This is a genomic window from Candidatus Allofournierella excrementavium, from assembly GCF_048526665.1.
Classification (GTDB): Bacteria; Bacillota; Clostridia; order Oscillospirales; family Ruminococcaceae; genus Allofournierella_A; species Allofournierella_A excrementavium.
In genome coordinates this window covers 118,265-140,117 of record NZ_DBGFPE010000035.1, presented here as the reverse complement: position 1 = coordinate 140,117, position 21,853 = coordinate 118,265, and the positions used below count along the sequence as shown (strand labels likewise).

Annotated in this window: 19 protein-coding genes and 1 tRNA gene; 6 read left to right on the top strand and 14 right to left on the bottom strand. The window is 66.7% G+C overall.

All coding sequences use genetic code 11. From position 1 onward, the window contains the following. Positions 1 to 212 precede the first annotated feature (212 nt). Positions 213 to 2,315: a sodium-translocating pyrophosphatase gene (locus ACMI1Q_RS08900; RefSeq protein WP_419503527.1), complete on the top strand. Its 2,103-nt coding sequence runs from the start codon at positions 213 to 215 to the stop codon at positions 2,313 to 2,315. 204 nt (positions 2,316 to 2,519) lie between these two features. On the opposite strand, the gene ACMI1Q_RS08895 is transcribed toward ACMI1Q_RS08900, so the two are convergent. Next, complete coding sequence (locus tag ACMI1Q_RS08895) at positions 2,520 to 3,080, bottom strand: hypothetical protein (protein ID WP_177522799.1); 561 nt, start codon at positions 3,078 to 3,080, stop codon at positions 2,520 to 2,522. A gap of 107 nt (positions 3,081 to 3,187) precedes the next feature. Continuing rightward, the gene (locus ACMI1Q_RS08890) at positions 3,188 to 3,538 is read right to left on the bottom strand and encodes a hypothetical protein (protein WP_419503526.1); all 351 of its coding nucleotides are present in this window, start codon (positions 3,536 to 3,538) and stop codon (positions 3,188 to 3,190) included. 128 nt (positions 3,539 to 3,666) lie between these two features. Between ACMI1Q_RS08890 and ACMI1Q_RS08885 the strand changes: the two genes are divergently transcribed. Both ACMI1Q_RS08885 and ACMI1Q_RS08880 read left to right on the top strand, forming a co-directional pair. Then, positions 3,667 to 4,554 (top strand): hypothetical protein, encoded by an 888-nt coding sequence (locus ACMI1Q_RS08885; protein WP_330055823.1) that lies wholly within the window; start codon positions 3,667 to 3,669, stop codon positions 4,552 to 4,554. A 69-nt stretch (positions 4,555 to 4,623) separates the two neighbouring features. Beyond that, positions 4,624 to 6,207 (top strand): hypothetical protein, encoded by a 1,584-nt coding sequence (locus ACMI1Q_RS08880; RefSeq protein WP_419503525.1) that lies wholly within the window; start codon positions 4,624 to 4,626, stop codon positions 6,205 to 6,207. Positions 6,208 to 6,248: 41 nt separating this feature from the next. Here ACMI1Q_RS08880 and ACMI1Q_RS08875 read toward each other — a convergent pair whose 3' ends face one another. The 7 genes from ACMI1Q_RS08875 to ACMI1Q_RS08845 all read right to left on the bottom strand — a co-directional run bounded on the left by ACMI1Q_RS08875 (position 6,249) and on the right by ACMI1Q_RS08845 (position 13,423). After that, positions 6,249 to 6,668, bottom strand: coding sequence for a hypothetical protein (locus ACMI1Q_RS08875; protein ID WP_177522855.1), 420 nt, complete (start codon positions 6,666 to 6,668; stop codon positions 6,249 to 6,251). 13 nt (positions 6,669 to 6,681) lie between these two features. Then, positions 6,682 to 8,193: a DNA methylase gene (locus tag ACMI1Q_RS08870; protein WP_419503524.1), complete on the bottom strand. Its 1,512-nt coding sequence runs from the start codon at positions 8,191 to 8,193 to the stop codon at positions 6,682 to 6,684. A 63-nt stretch (positions 8,194 to 8,256) separates the two neighbouring features. After that, complete coding sequence (locus ACMI1Q_RS08865) at positions 8,257 to 9,132, bottom strand: hypothetical protein (protein WP_419503523.1); 876 nt, start codon at positions 9,130 to 9,132, stop codon at positions 8,257 to 8,259. Between the two features lie 16 nt (positions 9,133 to 9,148). Next, positions 9,149 to 10,504 carry an MATE family efflux transporter gene (locus tag ACMI1Q_RS08860; protein WP_419503522.1) on the bottom strand — a complete coding sequence of 452 codons (1,356 nt, stop codon included), beginning with the start codon at positions 10,502 to 10,504 and terminating at the stop codon, positions 9,149 to 9,151. Between the two features lie 146 nt (positions 10,505 to 10,650). After that, positions 10,651 to 11,586 carry an L-serine ammonia-lyase, iron-sulfur-dependent, subunit alpha gene (gene sdaAA, locus ACMI1Q_RS08855; RefSeq protein WP_419503521.1) on the bottom strand — a complete coding sequence of 312 codons (936 nt, stop codon included), beginning with the start codon at positions 11,584 to 11,586 and terminating at the stop codon, positions 10,651 to 10,653. Next, positions 11,583 to 12,260, bottom strand: a complete 678-nt coding sequence (gene sdaAB / locus ACMI1Q_RS08850; RefSeq protein ID WP_419503520.1) for an L-serine ammonia-lyase, iron-sulfur-dependent subunit beta — start codon at positions 12,258 to 12,260, stop codon at positions 11,583 to 11,585. The genes sdaAA and sdaAB overlap by 4 nt, the downstream gene beginning before the upstream one ends. A gap of 29 nt (positions 12,261 to 12,289) precedes the next feature. Next, complete coding sequence (locus tag ACMI1Q_RS08845) at positions 12,290 to 13,423, bottom strand: hypothetical protein (RefSeq protein ID WP_419503519.1); 1,134 nt, start codon at positions 13,421 to 13,423, stop codon at positions 12,290 to 12,292. Positions 13,424 to 13,598: 175 nt separating this feature from the next. Between ACMI1Q_RS08845 and ACMI1Q_RS08840 the strand changes: the two genes are divergently transcribed. Next, the gene (locus ACMI1Q_RS08840) at positions 13,599 to 14,153 is read left to right on the top strand and encodes a hypothetical protein (RefSeq protein WP_419503518.1); all 555 of its coding nucleotides are present in this window, start codon (positions 13,599 to 13,601) and stop codon (positions 14,151 to 14,153) included. A 358-nt stretch (positions 14,154 to 14,511) separates the two neighbouring features. On the opposite strand, the gene ACMI1Q_RS08835 is transcribed toward ACMI1Q_RS08840, so the two are convergent. From ACMI1Q_RS08835 to ACMI1Q_RS08825, 3 genes are all read right to left on the bottom strand, one after another. Next, positions 14,512 to 14,588 (bottom strand) — tRNA-Ile (locus ACMI1Q_RS08835). Between the two features lie 97 nt (positions 14,589 to 14,685). After that, entirely contained in the window at positions 14,686 to 15,126 is a 441-nt protein-coding gene (locus ACMI1Q_RS08830) for a hypothetical protein (protein WP_419503517.1), read from the bottom strand. Positions 15,127 to 15,138: 12 nt separating this feature from the next. After that, positions 15,139 to 16,527 (bottom strand): MATE family efflux transporter, encoded by a 1,389-nt coding sequence (locus ACMI1Q_RS08825; RefSeq protein ID WP_419503516.1) that lies wholly within the window; start codon positions 16,525 to 16,527, stop codon positions 15,139 to 15,141. 185 nt (positions 16,528 to 16,712) lie between these two features. On the opposite strand from ACMI1Q_RS08825, the gene ACMI1Q_RS08820 reads away from it, so the two are divergent. Then, positions 16,713 to 17,219, top strand: coding sequence for a hypothetical protein (locus ACMI1Q_RS08820; RefSeq protein WP_417025172.1), 507 nt, complete (start codon positions 16,713 to 16,715; stop codon positions 17,217 to 17,219). 52 nt (positions 17,220 to 17,271) lie between these two features. After that, positions 17,272 to 18,546: a glycoside hydrolase family 10 protein gene (locus tag ACMI1Q_RS08815; protein WP_419503515.1), complete on the top strand. Its 1,275-nt coding sequence runs from the start codon at positions 17,272 to 17,274 to the stop codon at positions 18,544 to 18,546. 127 nt (positions 18,547 to 18,673) lie between these two features. Here ACMI1Q_RS08815 and dnaJ read toward each other — a convergent pair whose 3' ends face one another. Together dnaJ and dnaK are read right to left on the bottom strand one after the other, a co-directional pair. Next, positions 18,674 to 19,855 carry a molecular chaperone DnaJ gene (gene dnaJ / locus ACMI1Q_RS08810; RefSeq protein WP_419503514.1) on the bottom strand — a complete coding sequence of 394 codons (1,182 nt, stop codon included), beginning with the start codon at positions 19,853 to 19,855 and terminating at the stop codon, positions 18,674 to 18,676. A gap of 112 nt (positions 19,856 to 19,967) precedes the next feature. Next, complete coding sequence (gene dnaK, locus ACMI1Q_RS08805; protein WP_419503513.1) at positions 19,968 to 21,803, bottom strand: molecular chaperone DnaK; 1,836 nt, start codon at positions 21,801 to 21,803, stop codon at positions 19,968 to 19,970. Positions 21,804 to 21,853 lie beyond the last annotated feature (50 nt).

Here is a 21,853-nt window from a genome sequence, read left to right as displayed (position 1 = left end):
TACCACGGAATTATGACGGAACAAAGACTGTGGCGGCGGAGAGGGTGGCCGAATTGACAAAATACGGCGCGGATTTTGCAAGTTCCCTTGCTCTTTGCGGGAAAACAGGATATAATGAAACAGAAATAGTGCGCCGTCCGGTAGCCTGCCGCGGAATGCGGCAGGCTGTTTTACACCGGGACGCCAAAAATCTAAAGGAGGGTCTCATTTTTATGAACGCGATGTTCCTTGTGGCGGCGGGCGCGGTGCTGGCGCTGGGCTTTGCCGCCGCCATGTTCCGGCGTGTGAAGGGCCAGCCCGTGGGGACCCCGCAGATGGAGAAGATCTCCAATGCGGTGAGCAGCGGCGCCACCGCCTATCTGAAGCGGCAGTACAAGGGCGTGGCCGTCTTCTTCGCGGTGGTCTTCTGCATCCTGCTGGCCATGGCCGCCATGGGCTTTTTGAGCTACTTCACTCCCTTCGCCTTCGTCACCGGCGGCTTCTTCAGCGGTCTGGCGGGCTTCATCGGCATGAAAACGGCCACCATGGCCAACTGCCGCACCGCCAACGCGGCCTCCGAAAGCCTGAACCGCGGCCTGCGGGTGGCCTTTTCGGCGGGCAGCGTCATGGGCTTCACCGTGGTGGGCCTGGGGCTTTTGGATCTGTCGTTCTGGTATTTCTTCCTGCGCTTCTGGTACACCGCCGTTGACCCGGTGGCCAGCACCGAGCTGCTGATCCAGAACATCACCTCCAACATGCTCACCTTCGGCATGGGCGCGTCCAGCATGGCCCTGTTCGCCCGTGTGGGCGGCGGCATCTTCACCAAGGCCGCCGACGTGGGCGCCGACCTGGTGGGCAAGGTGGAGGCGGGCATCCCCGAGGATGACCCCCGCAACCCCGCCGTCATCGCCGACAACGTGGGCGACAACGTGGGCGACGTGGCCGGCATGGGCGCCGACCTGTATGAGAGCTATGTGGGCTCCATCGTCTCCACCTGCGCCCTGGCCGTGGCCGCGGGCTACGGCGCGAGCGGCGTCAGCGTGCCCATGCTGCTGGCGGCGCTGGGCGTTCTGTGCTCCATCGTGGGCAGCTTCTTCGTCAAGACCAAGGAGGGCGCCAGCCAGAAAAACCTGCTCACCGCCCTGCGCACCGGCACCTACATCGCCAGCGCCCTCATCGCGGTGTGCGCCTGGTTCGCGGTGCACTGGCTGCTGCCCGCCGAGCACGCCACCGGCGTGTTCATCGCGGTCATCAGCGGTCTGGTGGCGGGCGTTGCCATCGGCGCCATCACCGAGTACTACACCTCTGACACCTACAAGCCCACCCGGAACTTAAGCGCCTCCAGCGAGACCGGCAGCGCCACCGTCATCATCAGCGGCCTGTCCCTGGGCATGCTGAGCACCGTGGCCCCCGTGGTCATCGTGGGCGTGAGCGTTCTGCTGAGCTACTTCTGCGCCGGCGGCGTTTCCGACTTCAACATGGGCCTCTACGGCGTTGGCGTGAGCGCCGTGGGCATGCTCAGCACCCTGGGCATCACCCTGGCCACCGACGCCTACGGCCCCATCGCCGACAACGCCGGCGGCATCGCCGAGATGACCCACATGCCCGCCGAGGTGCGCCAGCGCACCGACGCGCTGGATTCCCTGGGCAACACCACCGCCGCCACCGGCAAGGGCTTTGCCATCGGCAGTGCGGCCCTCACCGCCCTGGCCCTCATCGCCAGCTACATCGACAAGGTGCATCAGATCAAGCCGGACATGGCCCTGGACCTGACCATCACCAACCCCACCACCCTCATCGGCCTGTTCATCGGCGGCATGCTGCCCTTCCTGTTCGCGGCGCTGACCATGGACGCGGTGGGCAAGGCGGCCCAGAGCATCGTGGTGGAGGTGCGCCGTCAGTTCTCCACCATCACCGGCCTGATGGAAGGCAAGGCGGAGCCTGACTACGCCCGCTGTGTGGACATGTGCACCCGCAGCGCCCAGAAGCTGATGCTGGCCCCCGCCCTCATCGCGGTGATCGTGCCCGTTGTGGTGGGCCTCATCCTGGGCGTGAACGGCGTGGCGGGCCTGCTGGCCGGCACCACCGTCACCGGCTTCGTGCTGGCCGTGATGATGGCCAACTCCGGCGGCGCGTGGGACAACGCCAAGAAGTACATCGAGAGCGGCCAGCACGGCGGCAAGGGCAGCGACTGCCACAAGGCCGCCGTGGTGGGCGACACCGTGGGCGACCCCTTCAAGGACACCTCCGGCCCCGCCATCAACATCCTCATCAAGCTGACCAGCATGGTCTCCATCGTGTTCGCCGGCCTGATCGTGGCGGTGCATCTGCTGTAAATCTCTTTCAAGCGCCAAAAGGCCCCGGGACATTACGGCGATGCCCGTAAAACAGTGAATCCTCCCTACGAATCTTTCGCAGGGAGGATTTTTTGTAATAGCAAGACAGCCTCGTATGCACTACACCGAACGGTGTATAGAAGTGCGCCCTTTTGTTTGTTCCTGGAGATTTTGCGCCGGTGCAGCTTCTCGACAAACCGGAAGTTATCCGTATCTGTTTCCTTTATTATCATAATAGTAAACACTCATGGAATACTCTTTTTCTGGATTTTTAATATAAATCAAATCCATATTGGTTGTGTCATATTTTAACGGTTCTTTTCTCACACCATTTACAGTATAGATTATTTCTGCATATTCAGTTTGAGCACCATTGAACCAAATCAAATCATACCATTCACCATTTATGATGGCTCCGCCAATAATAATATCTTCATTTTGCCTGTTTGTAGATGTCAAAAACTTATATTTTCCATTTGATGTCGGCTCAAATACCGCAATAGTTGATTTTCCATTTGCACTATAAGCACAGCTAATGATGTATTTGTCAATTTCAATTTCTTTTGAAACAGTCCAACTGTCACCTTTTGGAATTGCATTATTTAATAATTCTTCTCTGCTTTCAACTGTATTACCTTTAGGCAATGTGTTTGAGAAATGCAGTAATGCACCGATAATACATATAAGCGGTATCAGTACATACAATAAACGCTTCTTATTCAAAATAGCAGCCCCCTCAAATTTCCGATGTGCCGAAGTGTTCATCCTCAGTTTATCATGAAAAGTGAACTCCAGCAAGAACGGGCACAGCAAAAACTGCTGTGCCTGTTAACTGTTTTATGCGCACCGTACCTTTGTCCCGGGGCCTTTTTTCATTTCAGTTTTGCCAAAAGCTGCGCCGTGGTCATAAAGCCGGTGCGCTCAAAGCGCCCCAAACGGAAGAGGCACTCCGGCGAGCGGGTGAGCATGTTGGAGTACTCCTCGCTGGTCATGGTGGCCTGCATGCCCGCCGCCTTCAGCGCTTTTTCCGCGTTCGCATCCAGCGCGCCGTAGGGGTAGGCGAAGGAGGGCAGCAGCGCCACCCCCGCCACCACGAACACCACATAGGCGAAGGGCAGATGGAGCGAGGCACCCCGCACCCAGGGCACCGCCAGCGCCGCCGACACCCACAGCCACACCAGCGCGGCGGCAGCGCTGGCAAAGAATTTCCAGTGTTGTTTCATGCGTATCCCTCCCGGCCATCCTATGACGGGCGGCGGGGGCCCGTTCGGCATAGGGAGAGGCGTGTCCGGGCACACTCTTTTCAGAAAAAGAGCCGCCGGCAGAAAACCGGCGGCAGCGGGAGGCAGGCATGGAGCGTTTCAGGGAAAAAGACGGAAAAAGCCCGGCGGGGCAGAAATTTTTCGGCGGAGGGTTCTGCGGCTGGTACTTCAAGTGCCAGGGCCCCGGCGGCAGTCTGGCCCTCATCCCGGCGGTGCACGCCGGGGGCGGCTCGCTGCAGCTCATCACCGAGGGGGAGAGCCGGAACGTCCCCTTCGCCGCCGGACAGTGCGCCGTGAGCGCCGCCCGGCCCCGGGCGGCGCTGGGGCAGAACCTTTTCTGCGAAAGGGGGCTGCGCCTGGCGGTGGATGCGCCGGGCCTCGCCGCGTCGGGCGAGGTGCGCTTCGGGCCGCTCTCGCCCCCGGCCTGGGACGTGATGGGCCCCTTTTGCGCCGTGCCCTTTCTGCAGTGCCGCCACCGGGTGGCCAGCATGGCCCACTCCCTTTCCGGGCGGCTTGTGGTGAACGGGCGGGTCTTTGACTTTGACGGCGGCAGGGGCTACATCGAGGGGGACCGGGGCAGGTCCTTCCCTTCGGGCTACCTCTGGACCCAGTGCCTGTTCGAGGGCGGCTCGCTGATGCTGGCCGCGGCCCAGGTGCCCCTCGGCCCGGCGGCCTTCCGGGGAGTCATCGCCCTGGTGCGGCTGGAGGGAACGGAGTGGCGGCTGGCCAGCTATCTGGGGGCCCGGGTCACCGCCCTGGGGGGCGGCGGGGTCACGGTGCGCCAGGGGGAGCTGTGCCTTTCTGCCCGGCGGCTGGGCGGGCCGGGCCACGCGCTGCGGGCCCCCGCCGCCGGTGTGATGGAGCGCACCGTGCGGGAGAACCTTTCCTGCCCCGCCGCTTACCGGCTGACCAAGGGCGGGCGGGTGCTGATGGACCTGACGGCGGAAAACGCCTCCTTTGAATACGAGTATCCCTGAACGGCCTTCTGTTTTTGCCCCGGATGTGGTATACTGGCGCTGAAAAAACACATTTGCGGGGTGTTTTGCATGGCGGAGAAAAAAGCGGCGGAACGGGTATGGCGCGCTGCCGGCTGGGTGTGGCTGGCCGCGGCCTGGCTGGCGGGGGTGGCGCTGATGTGGCGCTTCGGCCGCTCGCTGCTGGACAGCGACATGGCCTCCGAGATGGTGCTGGCGGACCTTTTGAACCGGGAGGGGGGCGTGCTCTCCCAAAACTGGTACTACTCCACCGAGCTGCGGGTGTTCTGCCAGCAGCTGCTGTTCAAGCTGGGGCTGCTGGTCTTTCCCGGCAACTGGCACGCCGCCCGGATGCTGGCCCAGGGCCTGCTCTCGGCGCTGCTGGCTGGGTCCTATCTCTTCTTTGCCCGGGGCGCGGGGTTTTGGAAAAGCGCCCCCTGGGCGGCGGGGGCGCTGCTGTGCCCCTTCGGCTTCTGGCAGCTCTACCACGGGGTGCTGGGAGGCTTTTACTTTGTGCACATGACCTTTGTGCTGGCGAGCCTGGGCCTTGCGGTGCGGCTGGTGCGCCCGGTCTCGCGCCTTCGCACCGCCCTCACGGCGGCGGCGCTGGCGCTGGTGAGCTTTGCCGCCGGCCTTAACGGGGTGCGGCTGCTGATGAACCTCTATGTGCCGCTGGCGGCGGGGTGCGCCCTGCTGCTGTTGCTGCGCTTTTTGCAGGCGCCCCTGGGCGCGGACTGGGCGGAGCGGCCCCAGGTGCGGGCCTTTGCCGCCGTCCTGCTGGCCTGCGCCTGCTCGCTGGCGGGCTATCTGGTCAACCGCCGGGTGCTGGCCGCGGCCTACTCCTTTCAGGACCAGAGCGCCCGCAGCTGGACGGCCCTCTCCCTCACCGGCATCCTGGAGGTGTGGGGCGATTTTCTGGCCCTCTTCGGCTACCCGGCGGACCGCTGGCAGCAGGCGGCCACCGGGGCGGTGCCCCTGTTCTCCCTGCCCGGCCTGCTGGGCGCGGCGGGCATCCTGCTGGCAGGGGCGGTGGTGCTGGCGCTGGCATGGCTGCTGAAACAGGGCGGGGCGCTGCCCTTTGCCCACCGGCTGGTGGGGGTCACCCTGGCGGCCTGCCTTGTGGTGGATGGGGTGGCCTTCGCCTGCATGAACGACGGCGAGGCCATCAACGGCAGCTACTGGCTGCCGGTGGCGCCCCTTGCCATCGCGGCGGTGGCCGCGGCGGCGGAAGCCTTCCCCCTGCGGCGGCCCGCTCTGCGCCGGGCGCTGGCGGGATGCCTTGCGGCGCTGGTGGTCTGTGTCAGCACCGGGGCCACCCTGCGCTTTGCCGCCGCCCCGCCCCACGGCGGCGGGCTGGAAACGGTGGCCGGCTGGCTGAAAGACCAGGGCTACACCAGGGGCTGGGCCACCTTCTGGCAGGCGAACGTGATCACCGAACTCACCGACGGGGCCATCGAGATGTGGCAGACGGAGGACCTTGCCTCCCTGCAGATGCGCCCCTGGCTGCAAAAGACCAGCCACGCCGCGCCTCCCGAGGGCCGCGCCTTTGTGCTGGCGGCCCCCGGCGAGATAAACCAGTCTCTGCCCTGGGCGGGGCAGGCGGAAGTGGTCTGGTCCGACGAGGCCGGCCGGGTGGTCTTTGAACTGAAGCAATGAAAAAAGCGTCCCCTTTCCCAAGGGGACGCTTTTTCACATGTTCAGAGGAATTCGGGGAAAACTTCGCTCTCCAGCCCCCGCACGGCGGCCAGGGGCAGCCGCTGGCCGCCCTCAAAAAGGAGCAGGCCGGCGGCCTCGTCCACCCGGCGCAGCCGCCCGGTGAACACCCGGAACGCGCCGCCCTCCTTTTTTGCGTCCGGCTCGAACCAGGTCACCGTCACCTGGGGACGCTGGGCCAGCCGTTCGGTCAGCAGGCGCAGCTTTTCGTCCAGCGCCGCCGCCGCGTCCTCCGCCAGCTCCACCGCCGGCTCGGTGAGGCGCGCCGCCTCCCGGATGGCCGCCTCGTAGCCCGCCAGCGCCGCAAAGGGGGAAAACTGGGCCGCCCGCTCCGCGCCGGTCAGGGGCTTTGCCCGGGGCATGGCGGGGCGGGGCAGGTCCAGCATATCGTCGTAACGGCTCATTTTCCTCCCCCTCTCACGCCTTGTGACCGCCGATCTGGTCGTTGCGCAGTTTCCCGGTGGCCCCATCCTCCAGGTCCATGCCCTTGAGGATGGCGTTCTTTCCGTATTTCTTCTTGATGCCCAGCATCGCCGCCTGCATCTTCTTCTCTCTGGCCCGGCGGGCGGCGGCCTGCTGCTCTTTGGCGGCCTCGGCCCCCCAGTCGTGGAACAGGTCCAGCTGGCGGCACACCGGGGCGGCCTGGGCCTCTTCCTCGGTCAGCACCCGCCCGGCGGTGAGGGTGAGCCGCCGCACCAGCAGCGCCGGGTCGGCGATCTTTTCCATCAGCGCCTGGGCCGCCGCCACCAGTTCCCGGGCGGAGGCGGTGGGCGTTTCCAGCCGGGCGGTGGCGTGCACCGGCTTGGGGGTGCTGCGCCCGTAGTGGTCGGTCACCACCGGCCCCCGGTAGGCCGCCCGCCGTGCCGGGTCGGTGAGGTTTTCGATGTCGTAGCCCACCGCCAGGGTCAGCCGGTCGGTCACAAGGCCCTGGTCCACCAGGTCCAGCGCCAGCGCGTCCGCCATCTCCCGCACCGCCAGCGCCGCCTTTTCAAAGGGGTAGGGGCATTGCAGCACCTGCCCGCTGCCCACGCTGTGGTCGGCGGGCTCGTAGGCCTTGATGTCCGCCATGGTGCAGCTCTCAAAGCCCCAGGCGTGGTCGATGAGCAGCTCGGCGTTCACCCCGAACAGCCGGAACAGCTTTTCCTGCCCCGCGTCCGAGAGGGAAACGCGCGCCACATCCCCCATGGTGGCCATGCCGTTCTCCTCCAGCCGCCTCGCGATGCCCCGGCCCACCCGCCAGAAGTCGGTGAGGGGGCGGTGGTCCCAGTATTTCTGCCGGTAGCTGCGCTCGTCCAGCCGGGCCACCCGCACGCCGTTTTCGTCCGGCGGGCAGTGCTTTGCCTCGATGTCCATGGCCACCTTGGCCAGATACAGGTTCGGCCCGATGCCCGCCGTGGCGGTGATGCCGGTGGCCTCCAGCACCTGCCGCACCGCCTCGCGGGCAAAGGCCTCGGCGGTCACGCCGGCGCTTTTTAAATAATCCGTGGCGTCGATGAACACCTCGTCGATGGAATAGACGTGGATGTCCGCCGGGGCGGCAAAGCGCAGATACACCTGATACACCCTGGCGCTCACCTCGATGTAGTGGGCCATCCGGGGCGGAGCCACCAGAATGTCCATCTCCAGCGCCGGGTCGGCGGCGAGGGCCGTCTCGTCCCAGCTTTTGCCGGAAAACGCGCCCCCCGGCGCTTTGGCCCGCCGGCGGCGGTTGGCTTTTTCCACCGCCTGCCGCGCCTCGAACAGACGCGCCCGGCCGGGCACGCCGTAGGCTTTCAGCGCCGGCGACACCGCAAGGCAGATGGTCTTGTCGGTGCGGCTCTGGTCCGCCACCACCAGATGGGTGGTCATGGGGTCCAGGCCCCGTTCCACGCACTCCACCGAGGCGTAGAAGGATTTCAGATCAATGGCAAGATAGGTGCGCCCGCTCAAAAAAGCCCGCCCCCTTTCCCCTATATTTTACAGGGTTTTGGAGGCGGGCGCAAATCCATTTGTTTACAGGTTCACCAGTACGAGGCACACGGCGGACAAAGCCAGGCCCAGCTTTTCCCGGCGGGTGAGGGCGCGGTGAAAGACCAGCACGTCCACCGCCGTCACCGCCGCAACCGAGCCCACGCTCAGCACCGGGTAGGCCACGCCGGTGGGCACCGTTTCCAGGGCGTTCATCATCAAAAGGGAGGAAAGGGCGCTGCACGCGCCCATCGCCGCACCCAGCGCCACCCCGGCGGGGGGCAGCTTGGGCGCGCGCACAAGGCGGGGCAGGGCCAGCACCGCGCAGGCGGCAAACAGCACGAAGAGAAAGACGGGCCGGTATTCCGCCAGGGCGCATTTCTGGAACACCTTGCCGGTGAACTCCACCGCGCCCCCCAAAAGGAACACCGCCAGCGGCCCCTTTGCCGCCGCGCGCCCGCCGCCGCCCCACAAGGCGGCCATCACCGCCACCGAGGCGGCCAGACCCGCCAGCTGCACGGCCGAGGGCACCTCGCCCCACAAAAGGGCCGAGCAGAGGATGGGCACCAGGATGCCCAGCCGCTGATAGAGGGTGGTCACCCCCGCGCCCTTTTCCCGCACGCTTTTTTCCACCGTGACAAGGCACAGCAGATAGAGCCCGCCGCTCAAAAGGCCGAACCACACCGCAAAGGACATGCTGGAGGCCGGGGTCATGGCCCCGGCCAGCGCCCCGGCCAGCTGCCCCGGCGCGGGGAAAGAGAGGGCCGGGGCCTGCAGCGCGGCCATCAGCCCCGCTAGCGCCGCCGAGGCAAAATAGCTCCAGCCCAGCACCGCCCGGCCATCCCAGCCGCGGCGGCTGGCAAACGCCAGCACGATGTTCACCAGCGAGGTGCACGCCACCGCGCCCAGCAGAAAGACCATGGAAATCCCTTCTTTTTCAGCCGCCCGCGGCGGTGAGCGCCGCTTCGATGGAACGGCGGCGCGCCAGCCAGTAGACAAGGCCCACCGCGTCCGCCAGCAGCCAGCCGATGGGCACCGACCACCAGATGCCCGCCACCCCGAACACCGGCAGGGCGGACAGGCCGTAGGCCAGCGCCACCCGGGTGCCCAGGGAGATGACCGTGAGCACCATGCTCATGAAGGGGATGCCCACCGCACGGTAGAGCCCGTAGAAGAGGAACAGGCAGCCGATGGCGGGGTAAAAGGCCCCCTCGATGCGCAGGTACTGCACGCCGATGTCCAGAATTTCCGTTTCAGAAGCTTCCACAAAAATGCCCATCAGCGGCCGGGCGAAGAGGAACACCACCGCGCTGACCGCGGCGGAAAAGCCCGCCGCGCAGCCCACCGCCGCGGCCATGCCCCGGCGGATGCGGTCGGGCTTGCCCGCGCCGTAGTTCTGGGCCACAAAGGTGGAAAAGGCGTTGCCGAAATCCTGCACCGGCATGTAGGCAAAGGCGTCGATCTTGACCCCCGCGGCAAAGGCGGCCATCACCGCCGGGCCGAAGGAGTTCACCCGCCCCTGCACCATCAGGATGCCGAAGTTCATCACCGACTGCTGGGCGCAGGTGAGCAGCGAAAACCGGGCGATGCGGGCCAGGTTCTCCCGTCCCAGCCGCCACTGCCGCCGCCCGGGCAGCAGCCGGGGCCAGCGCAGGGCGGTGTAGGCCGCCATGGCGACGCCGGAGAGGTACTGGGCGATGACGGTGGCCGCCGCCGCGCCCTCCACCCCGAGGCCCAGGCCCACCACGAACCACAGGTCCAGCGCGATGTTCACCGCCGCCGAAAGGCCCAGGAACACCAGCGGGGCCGCCGAGTCCCCCACCGCCCGCACAAGGCAGGCGAAGAAGTTGTAGAGGAAGGTGGCGGGGATGCCCAGAAAGATGACCCACAGATAGGCCCGCATCAGGGCGTAGTTTTCCGCCGGCACCTGCAGAAAGCGCAGGATGCCGTCCAGAAAAGCGAAGGAAAAGGCGGTGAGCGCCGCCGTGATGAGGGCGATGAGGCAGAAGGAGGAGAACACGCTGCGGCGCAGCTCTTCCAGGTCCTGCCGGCCCCACTCCACCGAGAACACCGCCCCGCTGCCCAGGGCCAGGCCCAGCAGGATGGAGGTGAGAAAGGTCATCAGAGTGTAGGCCGAGCCCACCGCCCCCAGGGCCGCCGCGCCCAGGAAGCGCCCCACGATGAGGGTGTCCGCCACATTATAAAGCTGCTGCAGCATGTCCCCCGCGATGAGGGGCAGGCTGAACAGAAGCATGGTCTTTGCCACTGGGCCCGCCGTCAGATCCCGGCGCATAGGCTTCGCCTCCCGCAATTGTCAGGTCGGGCCCGCCGTCGGGCGGGCCGCCTTTCTATCATATACCCCGGCGGCAAAAAGCACAAGCGGGCAAAACAGACCGGCGGCGAAGCTTTTGCAAAAGCTTCGCCGCCGTCATGGTTTTTTCAAAGGCCCCCGCAGCCCCCGCAGCCGGTGCAGCCCGCGCCGTCGGCGGGCCGGCCGAACACCTGCTCGTAGAGCCGGCGGGCGGTGGGGGTGGCGGCAAGGCCGCCCTCGGCGGTCTCCTTGAGGGCGGGAGACATGGCGTCCCCCACCTTCTTCATGGCCACGATGACCTCGTCGGCGGGGATGGCGCTTTCGATGCCCGCCAGCGCCAGCTCGGCAGCCACAAAGGCCCCCGCCACGCCGGAGGCGTTGCGCTTGATGCAGGGGATCTCCACAAGGCCCGCCACCGGGTCGCACACAAGGCCCAGGATGTTCTTCAAAGCGATGGCCACCGCGCCGGCGGCCTGCCGGGGGCTGCCCCCCGCCAGCTCCACGATGGCGGCGGCGGCCATGGCCGCCGCGCTGCCGCACTCGGCCTGGCAGCCGCCCTGGGCTCCGGCCACGCTGGCGTTGGCGGTGATGACCATGCCCACCGCGCTGGCGGTGAACAGCGCCATCACGCAGTCGCGCTCGGCGCAGCCCCGCTCCTGCTGCATGGTCAGCACCGCCGCGGGCAGGATGCCGCAGCTGCCGGCGGTGGGGGCCGCCACCACCCGGCCCATGGCAGCGTTCAGCTCGCTCACCGCCAGCGCCCGGTAGAGCGCGCCCCCCAGCACGCCTCCGGTGAGGTTCTTGCCGCTTTCCACCGCCCGGCGCATCTTGAAGGCGTCGCCGCCGGAGAGGCCGCTGGCCGAGCGCAGGTCCTCCTCACAGCCCGGGCCGATGCAGGCGGCCATCACGGCGTAGGTGTCCCGCATCTGGGCGAACACCTCGGCCTCGGTCTTTTCCAGCTGCCGCGCCTGCTGGCGCAGCACCAGCGCCGAGATGGGCTCGCCCGCCGCCTTGGCGGCGGCCACGAGACCGGCGATGGAATCGTATTTCAGTTCGTCCGTCATGTCCTGTTTCCCCCTCCGATGGGCTGCAGCATGGTGGAGGAGAGGATGTTGGGCAGAGCCTCCACCTCCCGGTTCAGCGCGCTGTCGAAGCTGCCGTCCATTTCAATGGTCATCACGGCCTCGCCCCCCTTTTCCTGGCGGGCCAGCCGGAAGTTGCAGATGTTCACCCCGTGGGCCGCCAGCACGTCGGTGACGGCGGCGATGGTGCCCGGGGTGTCCCGGTGGAGCACGATGAGGGAGGTGTACTGGCCGGTGATCTGCACCTCCATGCCGTTCACCGCGGTGATGAGGATGTTGCCCCCGCCCACGCTGGCCCCCTGCACCGTCACCGACCGGCCGGACGCGTCCCACAGAAGGATGCGGGCGGTGTTGGGGTGGGCGCCGTCCAGCTCCACCGTCTCGATGGAGACGGCAAGGCCTGCCGCCTCGGCCAGCTCCGGGGCGCGGCGGATGCGCTCGTCGTCCGGGGCCATGCCCATGATGCCGGCGATGATGGCCTTGTCGGTGCCGTGGCCCTTGTAGGTCTTGGCAAAGCTGCCGTGCAGCTGAATGACCGCCTTCACCGGCTCGGCGGCCAGCACCGCCCGGGCAACGCCCCCGATGCGGGCCGCGCCTGCGGTGTGGCTGCTGGAAGGCCCGATCATCACCGGGCCCAGGATGTCGAATACATTCATAGCCATGTTCCTCCTGATGAATGTTGAGGTCAGCGGCGGCTGATGCGCCACAGCGCCGCCAGCACCGCCGCAAAGGCGGCGGCCAGCACGCCCATGGCCGCCAGCAGAATGCCCGGCTGCCGCTGCACCGCGGCCCAGAGACCCTCCACCTCTTCGGGGACCGGGGTGGCTTCGGGCGGCGCGGTCTCCTGCCCGGCGGCGCTGCTGCCGCTGTCCGGCGCGGGCGTGGCGGCGGGCGGGTCCACCACCGCGCCGTCCAGGTCCGCCGCCAGCCGGTCCGCCACCAGCATGCAGGCGGCCTCAAGGGGGGCCTGCATGTCCGCGTTGATGGCGGTCTGGTTCTCGTCGTTCACACCGGCGTACTCGTTGGCCAGCAGATACAGCTGCACCCCCGCGTCGGTGAAGAAGGTGTCCCACACCAGCGCGCGGAAGGTCTCGGCGTCGCCGGTGTCCGCGCCGCCGAACTGCAGCGCCACGAATTCTTCCGAGCGCACCGCCGCCGGGTCCGCGGCCTCGGCCAGCGCGGCGTAGTAGCCCTCCATCGCGTCGGAGAGCGCCTCGCCCGCCAGCAGCCGCTGGCCCAGGGCCACCCCGTCCAGGTCCGCCAGCCAGTCGCTCAGCGGAAAGTAGCCGGTGCCGTCGGCGGCGGCAAAGCTGGCCGAAAGGGCCTCGTAGCAGGCCGCCGCGTCCTGGGACATGCCCCGCACCGAGGCCGCCAGCTGCACGCAGTCGCCGCCCCAGGTGCAGATGATCTGGGGGATGCCGTAGCCATAGCCTGCCCCGGCGGCGGCCACAAGATGCAGAAAGTCCACCGTCTCCCCGGTGGGCAGGGTCACGTTTTTCAGGCTGCGCAGCGACGCGAGGGAGCTGTCGCTCTGCTCCGCCCAGTCGTTGAACTCCTGGTTTTCGCCGCCCAGCACCAGGCTCCACAGCGGGTCGTCGTACCGCGCGCCGCACAGGTAGTTCACCACCAGCTCCACCGGGTCGCTGGACGGGTGCTCGCCGGCCCAGTCCTCGGCCAGCGCCTCCAGCCGGCGCACGTCGTCCAGGATATCCTCCAGCGTGGGCGCGTCGGCCCGGGCGGCGAAAGGCCCTGCCGCCAGCAAAACGAAAAACAGCGCCAGCAGCGCGGCGGCAAAGCGGGAAAAAACAGAACGGCTCACGGCGTTTGGGCCCCCTTTCAAACGGAAAACAAGGCGGCCCGGGCCGCCTTTTCATCGCAGTATTATCATACCCTATCCCGCCCGGGCCGTCAAATCGGCAGTGCGCCCCTTGCGGCGGGCGTGCGCGAAGGTGTAGACTGAAAGCAGAGAGACACGGCGAAGGAGGGCGGCCGGCATGAAAAAGGAAAAACTGGGCGCTTTGGTGTTCTGGGCCAGCCTGCTGGTCCTGGCGGTGTGCGCCTTCCTGGTGGCGGGCCGCACCACGCTCATCCCCACCGGCATCCCGGGTGATGCGGTGGCCTTCGGCATGGGAGCGGAGGAGGTCACGCAGACCGCCGGCCCGCCGGACGGGACCCGCTCGGAGAACGGTGTGCGCACAGGCTTTTTTCTGTATTATTACCAGCGAGAGGTGCTGGGCTGCCCCGCCACCGTGAGCTATACCTTCCATGGCCGGCAGGAGAACCCCCGCGCCTGTGTGGCCGAGGCGGCTGTGGACATGGAGTTTGCGACCCAGGCGGAGTGCGACCGGATGCTGGAGGCGCTGTGCGCCCACTTCCGGGAGCTGATGGAGGGCGAGCCCCGCTTTGACGAATACGGCAGCGAGGGCCCGGTGCGGGCCTGGGACCCGCCGGAGCTTCTGCAGTCCCGCAGCATCACCAGCGCCCGGCGCAGTGTGTTCATCTCCCAGTTCCCCTGCCGCATCTTCCTGGAGGTGCGGGGGAACGGGTGACGGAGAAGGAGGAATGACGGAGCGGTACGAGAAAAGCCCGGTCAAAAGACCGGGCTTTTTGAATGGAGCGAAGTCCATGGACCGCCCGCCAGGGCGGCAGGGCCCCCGCGAAAGTTTGCGAAGCAAAATTTTGTGGGGAGAAGGAGGAGCAAGGGAGCGGGCGGATGGCGTTTTTTGTAAAAAACAAAAAGCGCCGGAGCAAAGCGAACTTTGGAGTGGCCGCCCCTCGGGCGGCGGGGCCCCCGGGGAAATTTGCGCAAGCAAAGTTTCACGGGGAGAAGGAGGAATGACGGAGCGGTATGAGAAAAGCCCGGTCAAAAGACCGGGCTTTTTGAATGGAGCGAAGTCCATTCCGACGTGGTGGGCCAGGCAGGGTTCGAACCCGCGACCAATCGGTTATGAGCCGACAGCTCTGACCAGCTGAGCTACTGGCCCGTTTTGTACCCGTCCATTATACCAGCCGCGGCCCGAAAAGGCAAGGCGAAGGCCGGCGCAAAAGGGCGGGCGAAAGCGCGAGGGGCGCGGCGGGGCCTCAGGGCTCCCCCGCGGGCTGCTGCCGGGGCGCGGCGGCCAGCTTTTTGAAAAGAAAAGCGTCCAGCAGCTCCCTCGGGAACACCGGCTCCCGATAGCCGAAGGCCTCCCGCAGGAAGTGCAGCGTCACCACCGTCTGCTTGCCCGCATCCAGCCGCAGGGCGAACAGGGTGTCCACCGGCTGGCCGGTGGGCTTGTGCAGCGTAAAGTGCAAAAGAAAGCTGCCGTCCGGCTGGCGGGCGCAGTCGTATTCGAACTCGTCCTGGTCGGTGCGGGCGGCCAGCGCGTCCAGGCACTCGTCGAAGGCGAGGGCGGTGCGGTATTCCAGGCACCCCTCGTCCCCGGCGGCCCTTTTGCGGCGCTTTGCCTCCAGCTGCTTTGCCATCCGCCAGCACAGCACGGCTGCGGCGGCGATGAGCAGGACGGAAAGAATGGCGGGCATGGCGTTTCCTCCTCAGTCTGCGGGGCGGTTCAGCGTGCGCTTGTAGAACAAAAGGAAAATGGTCAGGGTGGTGGCGCTGGCGATGAAGTCCGACGCGGGCTCCGCCAGATAGATGGCGAAGGGGTCGCCGCCCAGCACCATGGGCAGAACGATGGCCAGCGGGATGAGCAGGATGACCTTGCGCAGCAGCGCCAGGAACAGGCTCACCTTCGCCTGGCCCAGGCCCATGAAGGCCGCCTGGCAGCTCATCTGCGCGCCGAAGGCCCAGATGCCGCCGAAGAACACCGGCATGGCCTTCACCGTCAGGTCGATGAGCGCCGCGTCGGAGGTGAACATGCGGGACAGCGGCCATGCCAGCAGGCAGACCAGGGCAAAGGCGCTGATGGTGTAGGTCATGCTGATGAGGAACACCCGTTTGAAGGTGGCGCGCACCCGGTCCAGGTTCTTTGCGCCGTAGTTGTAGCTGATGATGGGCTGGGTGCCCTGGGTCAGCCCCTGCAGCGGCAGCACGATCAGCTGCATCACGCTCTGCAGGATGGTGATGGTGCCCATGTAGAGCTCGCCGCCGTATTGGGCCATGCCCCGGTTCAGGGTGATGGTCACAAGGCTCTCGGTGCTCTGCATGATGAAGGGCGAAACCCCCAGCGCGGCCACGCTGGCCAGGACCGGGGCGGAAAACCGCAGGTTCTTTCTGCGGATGCGCAGGGTGCTGCGGCCCGACAGCAGAAAGGCCAGCACCCACACGGCGCTCACCGTCTGGCTGAGCACGGTGGCGATGGCCGCGCCCTTGACCCCCATGTCAAACACAAAGATGAAAAGGGGGTCCAGTACGATGTTCAGCACCGCGCCGATGGCCACGCTGAGCATGGCGGTGCCGCTGCGGCCCTGGGCGCTGATGAAGGTGTTGAGGCCCAGCGCCAGCTGCACGCTCACCGTGCCCCACAGGTAGATGGTGATGTAGTCCTCGGCGTAGGGCAGAAGGTCGCTCGTCGCGCCGAAGGCGGTGAGAATGGGGGTGCGGAACAGCTGGAATGCCGCCGTCAGCGCCACGCTCAGCACCAGCAGCAGCGAGAAGCAGTTGCCCAGGATCTGCTCGGCGCCGTCCTTGTCCCCCGCGCCCAGGCGGATGCCCGCCAGGGGCGCGCCGCCCATGCCCGCGAAGGCCGCGAAGGCGGACACGATCATCAGCACCGGGAAGGTCACCCCCACGCCGGTGAGGGCGGTGGCGCCGATGTCCGGGATGTTGCCGATGTACATCCGGTCCACTACGTTGTAGAGCACGTTGATGAGCTGCGCGGCCACCGCCGGCAGCGAGAGTTTCAGGATGAGGCTGCCGATGGGCGCCTGCCCCAGCAGGCGGTCGCTGTCGGACGCGGCAGAAACGGGTTGGGTATCAGACAAGATGAAGGTCTCCTTTCCCGGCCCGGCGCTCCGCCCCGGGTTGCGGCGGGCGCGACGGGTGTGGTATAATGGCCCAAAACGCGCCATATCGATTCAACAGGGGCCCGCGCGGCGCGGCGCGGGCTTCTTTTCATTATAGCACGCCCGCCGCCCGAAGAAAAGGGCGGCCGCGGAAAGGAGCCGCCGTGAACGTCCGTCTCACCCTGTCCAAGAAGACCTACTACGCGCTGGGCATGCTCAGCGCCGCGCTGACCATGGCCGCCGCGCTGGGAGCCGCCGTGCGCTTTCCCATGGCGCTGGCGGAGAATCTGGCCACCCTGCTCACGCTGCTGATGCTGGGCTTTCTGGCCAGCGTGAAGGGCACCACCAAGCAGGACAAAAAGGCCCTGGTGGGCTGCATCCTGCTGCAGGTGCTGGCGCTGGCCCTGCCGGCGGCGCTTTTGCAGCATCTGCTGCTGGCGCTGGTGTGGCCCTGCTTCGCCGGCTGGGAAAAGGCCGCCGACCCCCGCCTTGCCCCCCAGTTCCGCACGCTGGCCGCCGCCGAGGCGCTGTGGTTCGCGGCCCGGGTGCTGGTGCTGCTGGGCGGCGCCGAGGTGCTGGGCCTTTTCATGAACCTCTGCGGCCTTGCCGCCGGCGCGGCCCGGGGCTGGCTGACCCTCACCCTCTACCGCCGCCAGCGGGACGAGGGCTGAACCGCCTTCACACTTTCGCCCCTTTGGGGCTTTGAACAATGGAGAAAACGCCATGAAACATCTTCGAATGAAAGCCGCGGCGCTGGCCGCCGCCATCGCCCTGCTCTGCGCCGGCTGCGGCGCGCCCGCCGCCTCCGCCCCCTCTTCCTCCGGCGGAGCCTCCTCCCTGCCCGCCTCTTCCGCCCCCGCCCCCTCCGCCGCACCGGCCCAGGAGGCCGACGCCCTGGGGGAATACCGGGCCATGTGGGTGAGCTATCTGGAATGGGAGAGCTTTGATTTTTCCAGCGAGGCGGCCTTCACCGCCGACGCGGACGAGATGATGCAGAACTGCGCCGACATGGGCCTGAACGTGGTCATCGCCCAGGTGCGGCCCTTTGCCGACGCGCTCTATCCCAGCGAGCTGTTCCCCTGGAGCCACCTGTGCACCGGCACCCAGGGCCAGGACCCGGGCTTTGACCCGCTGGCCATCCTGCTGGAATCGGCCCACAGCCACGGCCTGCAGCTGGAGGCCTGGCTCAACCCCTACCGGGTGCGGCTGAACGCCACCCGCCCGGCGGGCGAGCTGGCCGCCACGAACCCCGCGGTGGAGCACCCCGAGTGGGTCAAGACCGTGGGCGACGGGGTCTACTTCGACCCCTCCCTGCCCGCGGTGCGCCAGCTCATCACCGACGGCGTGGTGGAGCTGCTGCAGAACTATCCCGAGCTGGACGGCATCCACTTCGACGACTACTTCTACCCCACCACCGACCCCTCCTTTGACGAGGCGGAATACGCCGCCTCGTCCAGCGGCCTGTCGCTGGAGGAGTGGCGGCGGGAGAACGTGAACCTGCTGATGCGCCAGGTCTACGACGCGGTGAAGGCCCAGGACCCCACGGTGCGGTTCGGCGTGAGTCCCCAGGGGAATATGGACAACAATTATAACTCTCAGTACAGCGACGTTGCCCTGTGGATGTCCGAGGGCGGCTATGTGGACTATGTGCTGCCCCAGCTTTACTGGGGCTACGGCTACACCACCGCCTCCGGCAGCACCCGCTACGCCTTCGAGAACATCAGCGCCGAGTGGGCGGCGCTGGAGCGCGCCCCCAGCGTGGCACTCTACTTCGGCCTGGGGGCCTACCGCATCGGCGACGGCGACGGCGGCAACTACGACGCGGCCCAGACCGGCTGGCAGACCGGCCACACCCTGGCGGACATGGTGCAGGACGGCCGCGCCGCGGGGGCGGACGGCTACGTGCTCTACCGTTACGACTTCCTGTTCAAAAACGGCGCCTGGGCGGACCTGGCGGCCCAGGAAGTGGAGAACATCAAAGCGGCCAACGCGGAATGAACGATGGCAACGAGGGCCCGGCGTTTCAGCCGGGCCCTTTTTGCGCAAAGCAGGAAGGCTGACGGCCGGAACAACAAAGCGCCGGACGGGAATTTTCCCGTCCGGCGCTTTCATGTATCCAAAGGCGTCAGTTCTTTTCGAATTTGTCGCGCAGGTTCTTGAAGAAGCCCTTGCGCTGTTCGTAGTTGTCGTCCTTGAGGCTCTGCTCAAAGGCGGCCAGCGCGTCCCGCTGGGCGCGGGTGAGCTTTTTGGGGATCTCCACCATCACCTTGACGTACTGGTCGCCGCGGCCGCGGCCGCCCAGGTACTGGATGCCCTTGCCCCGCAGCCGGAAGGTGGTGCCGCTCTGGGTGCCTTCCGGCACGTTGTACTCCACCTTGCCGTCCACGGTGGGCACCACGATGGAGGCGCCCAGCACCGCCTGGCTGTAGGTGATGGGCACGGTGACCCACACGTCGTAGCCGTCCCGCTCGAACATGGGGTCCGGCCGCACGGTGACGATGACGATCACGTCGCCGGCCGGGCCGCCGTTCGCGCCGGTGTCGCCCTGGCCCCGCAGCGCGATGCTCTGGTCGTCGCCGATGCCCGCGGGAATTTTTACCTCCAGCGACTTCTTCACGGCCACCTTGCCGGTGCCGTGGCAGTGGGTGCAGGGGGTCTTGACGATCTTGCCCTTGCCGCCGCAGCGCTGGCAGGGCTGGCGCTGCTGCATCACCATGCCGCCCATGCGCAGGTTGCGGTTCACATAGCCCGCGCCGCCGCAGTCCGGGCAGGTCTCGGGGCTGGTGCCCTTGGCCGCGCCGGAGCCGCCGCACTCGGGGCAGGTGTCCTGCTTGGTGATGGTGATGGTCTTGGTGCAGCCGTGAGCCGCCTCCATGAAGCCCAGCACCAGGCTCACCCGCACGTCCGCGCCCTTGCGGGGGGCGTTGGGGTTGGCGCGCTGGCCTCCGCCGAAGCCGAAGCCGCCGCCCATCCCGCCGAACAGGTCGCCGAAGATGTCGTTCAGGTCCACGCCGCCCATGCCGCCAAAGCCGCCGAAGCCGCCCGCGCCCGGGCCGCCGGCCCCCGCGCCGTAGCTGGGGTCCACGCCGGCAAAGCCGAACTGGTCGTAGCGGGCCCGCTTTTCCTTGTCGCTGAGCACCTCATAGGCCTCGTTCACCTCTTTGAACTTCGCCTCGGCCTCCTTGTCGCCGGGGTTCAGATCCGGGTGATATTTTTTCGCCTGCTTGCGATACGCCTTTTTCAGGTCCTCTTCGCTGGCGTTTTTCGCCACGCCCAGGACCTCATAGTAATCGCGTTTGTCTGCCATACCTTATCCACCTGTGTCTGCCCGCCGGGCGGGCTCTCTTTCCGTAAAAATCGAGGGGCGCGTTTAGCCCAGAAGGCCTCCCCTTGATGGCAAGGGGAGGCTTGAAACGGGTTTATACTTCCTTGAAGTCCGCGTCCACCACGCCGTCGTCGGGCTTGCCGGTGCTGCCGGCATTGCCCGCGTCCGCGCCGGAAGCGCCGGCCGCGCCGGAGCCTTGAGCGTTCTTGTAGAGCTCCTCGCTGATGGCGTAGAAGGCCTTCTGGACCTCCTCCTGCTTTGCCTTGATGGCCTCGACGTCGGTGCCCTTCAGAGCCTCTTTCAGCTCGCTGAGCTTGGCCTCGACCTCGGCCTTCTTGGAAGCGTCCACCTTGTCGCCCAGCTCGTTCAGGGTCTTTTCGGTCTGGAACACCATCTGGTCGGCGCCGTTGCGCACGTCCACTTCCTCACGGCGCTTCTTGTCCTCGGCAGCGAACTGCTCGGCCTCGCGCACGGATTTCTCGATGTCCTCCTTGCTCATGTTGGTGGAGGCGGTGATGGTGATGCTCTGCTCCTTGCCGCTGCCCAGGTCCTTGGCGCTCACGTGCACGATGCCGTTGGCGTCGATGTCAAAGGTGACCTCGATCTGAGGCACGCCGCGGGGAGCGGCGGGGATGCCGTCCAGCTTGAACATGCCCAGGCTCTTGTTGTCGCGGGCAAACTCACGCTCGCCCTGCAGCACGTTGACTTCCACGCTGGGCTGGTTGTCGGCGGCGGTGGAGAAGATCTGGCTCTTCTTGGTGGGGATGGTGGTGTTGCGCTCGATGATCTTGGTGCAGACGCCGCCCAGGGTCTCGATGCCCAGGCTCAGGGGGGTGACGTCCAGCAGCAGGATGCCGCCCACTTCCTTGTTCAGCACGCCGCCCTGGATGGCAGCGCCGATGGAAACGCACTCGTCGGGGTTGATGCCCTTGAAGGGCTCGACGCCCATCTCCTTCTTGACGGCCTCCTGCACGGCGGGGATACGGGTGGAACCGCCCACCAGCAGCACCTTGCCCAGGTCAGAGGGCTTCAGGCCGGCGTCGGCCATGGCCTTGCGGACGGGGCCCATGGTGCGCTCCACCAGGTCGGCGGTCAGCGCGTCAAACTGGGCGCGGGTGAGGGTGGTGTCCAGATGCTTGGGGCCGGTGGCGTCGGCGGTGATGAAGGGCAGGTTGATGGCGGTGCTGGTCACGCCGGACAGCTCGATCTTCGCCTTCTCGGCGGCCTCCTTCAGGCGCTGCGCGGCCATCTTGTCCTGACGCAGGTCGATGCCGTTCTCCTTCTGGAAGTTGTCGGCCAGCCAGTCGATGATGCGCTGGTCAAAGTCGTCGCCGCCCAGGTGGGTGTCGCCGTTGGTGGCCAGAACTTCGGTCACGCCGTCGCCCATCTCGATGATGGACACATCGAAGGTGCCGCCGCCCAGGTCGTAGACCATGATCTTCTGGTCGGCGCCCTTGTCCGCGCCGTAGGCCAGAGCCGCGGCGGTGGGCTCGTTGATGATGCGGCGCACGTTCAGGCCGGCGATGGTGCCGGCGTCCTTGGTGGCCTGACGCTGGCTGTCGTTGAAGTAGGCGGGCACGGTGATGACCGCGTCGGTGACCTTCTCGCCCAGGTAAGCCTCGGCGTCCGCCTTCAGCTTGGCCAGGATCATGGCGCTGATCTGCTGGGGGTTATAGTCCTTGCCGTCGATGGTCACCTTGTAGTCGGTGCCCATGTGGCGCTTGATGCTGCTCACGGTGCGGTCGGGGTTGGTGATGGCCTGACGCTTTGCCACCTGGCCCACCAGACGCTCGCCGGTCTTGGTGAAGCCCACCACGCTGGGGGTGGTGCGGGCGCCTTCGGCGTTGGCGATGACGACGGGCTCGCCGCCCTCGATCACGGAAACACAGCTGTTGGTAGTGCCAAGGTCGATGCCAATGATTTTACTCATAGTATATCTCTCCTAAATTTTACTCAAATGGAATGGAATGTTTTGATATG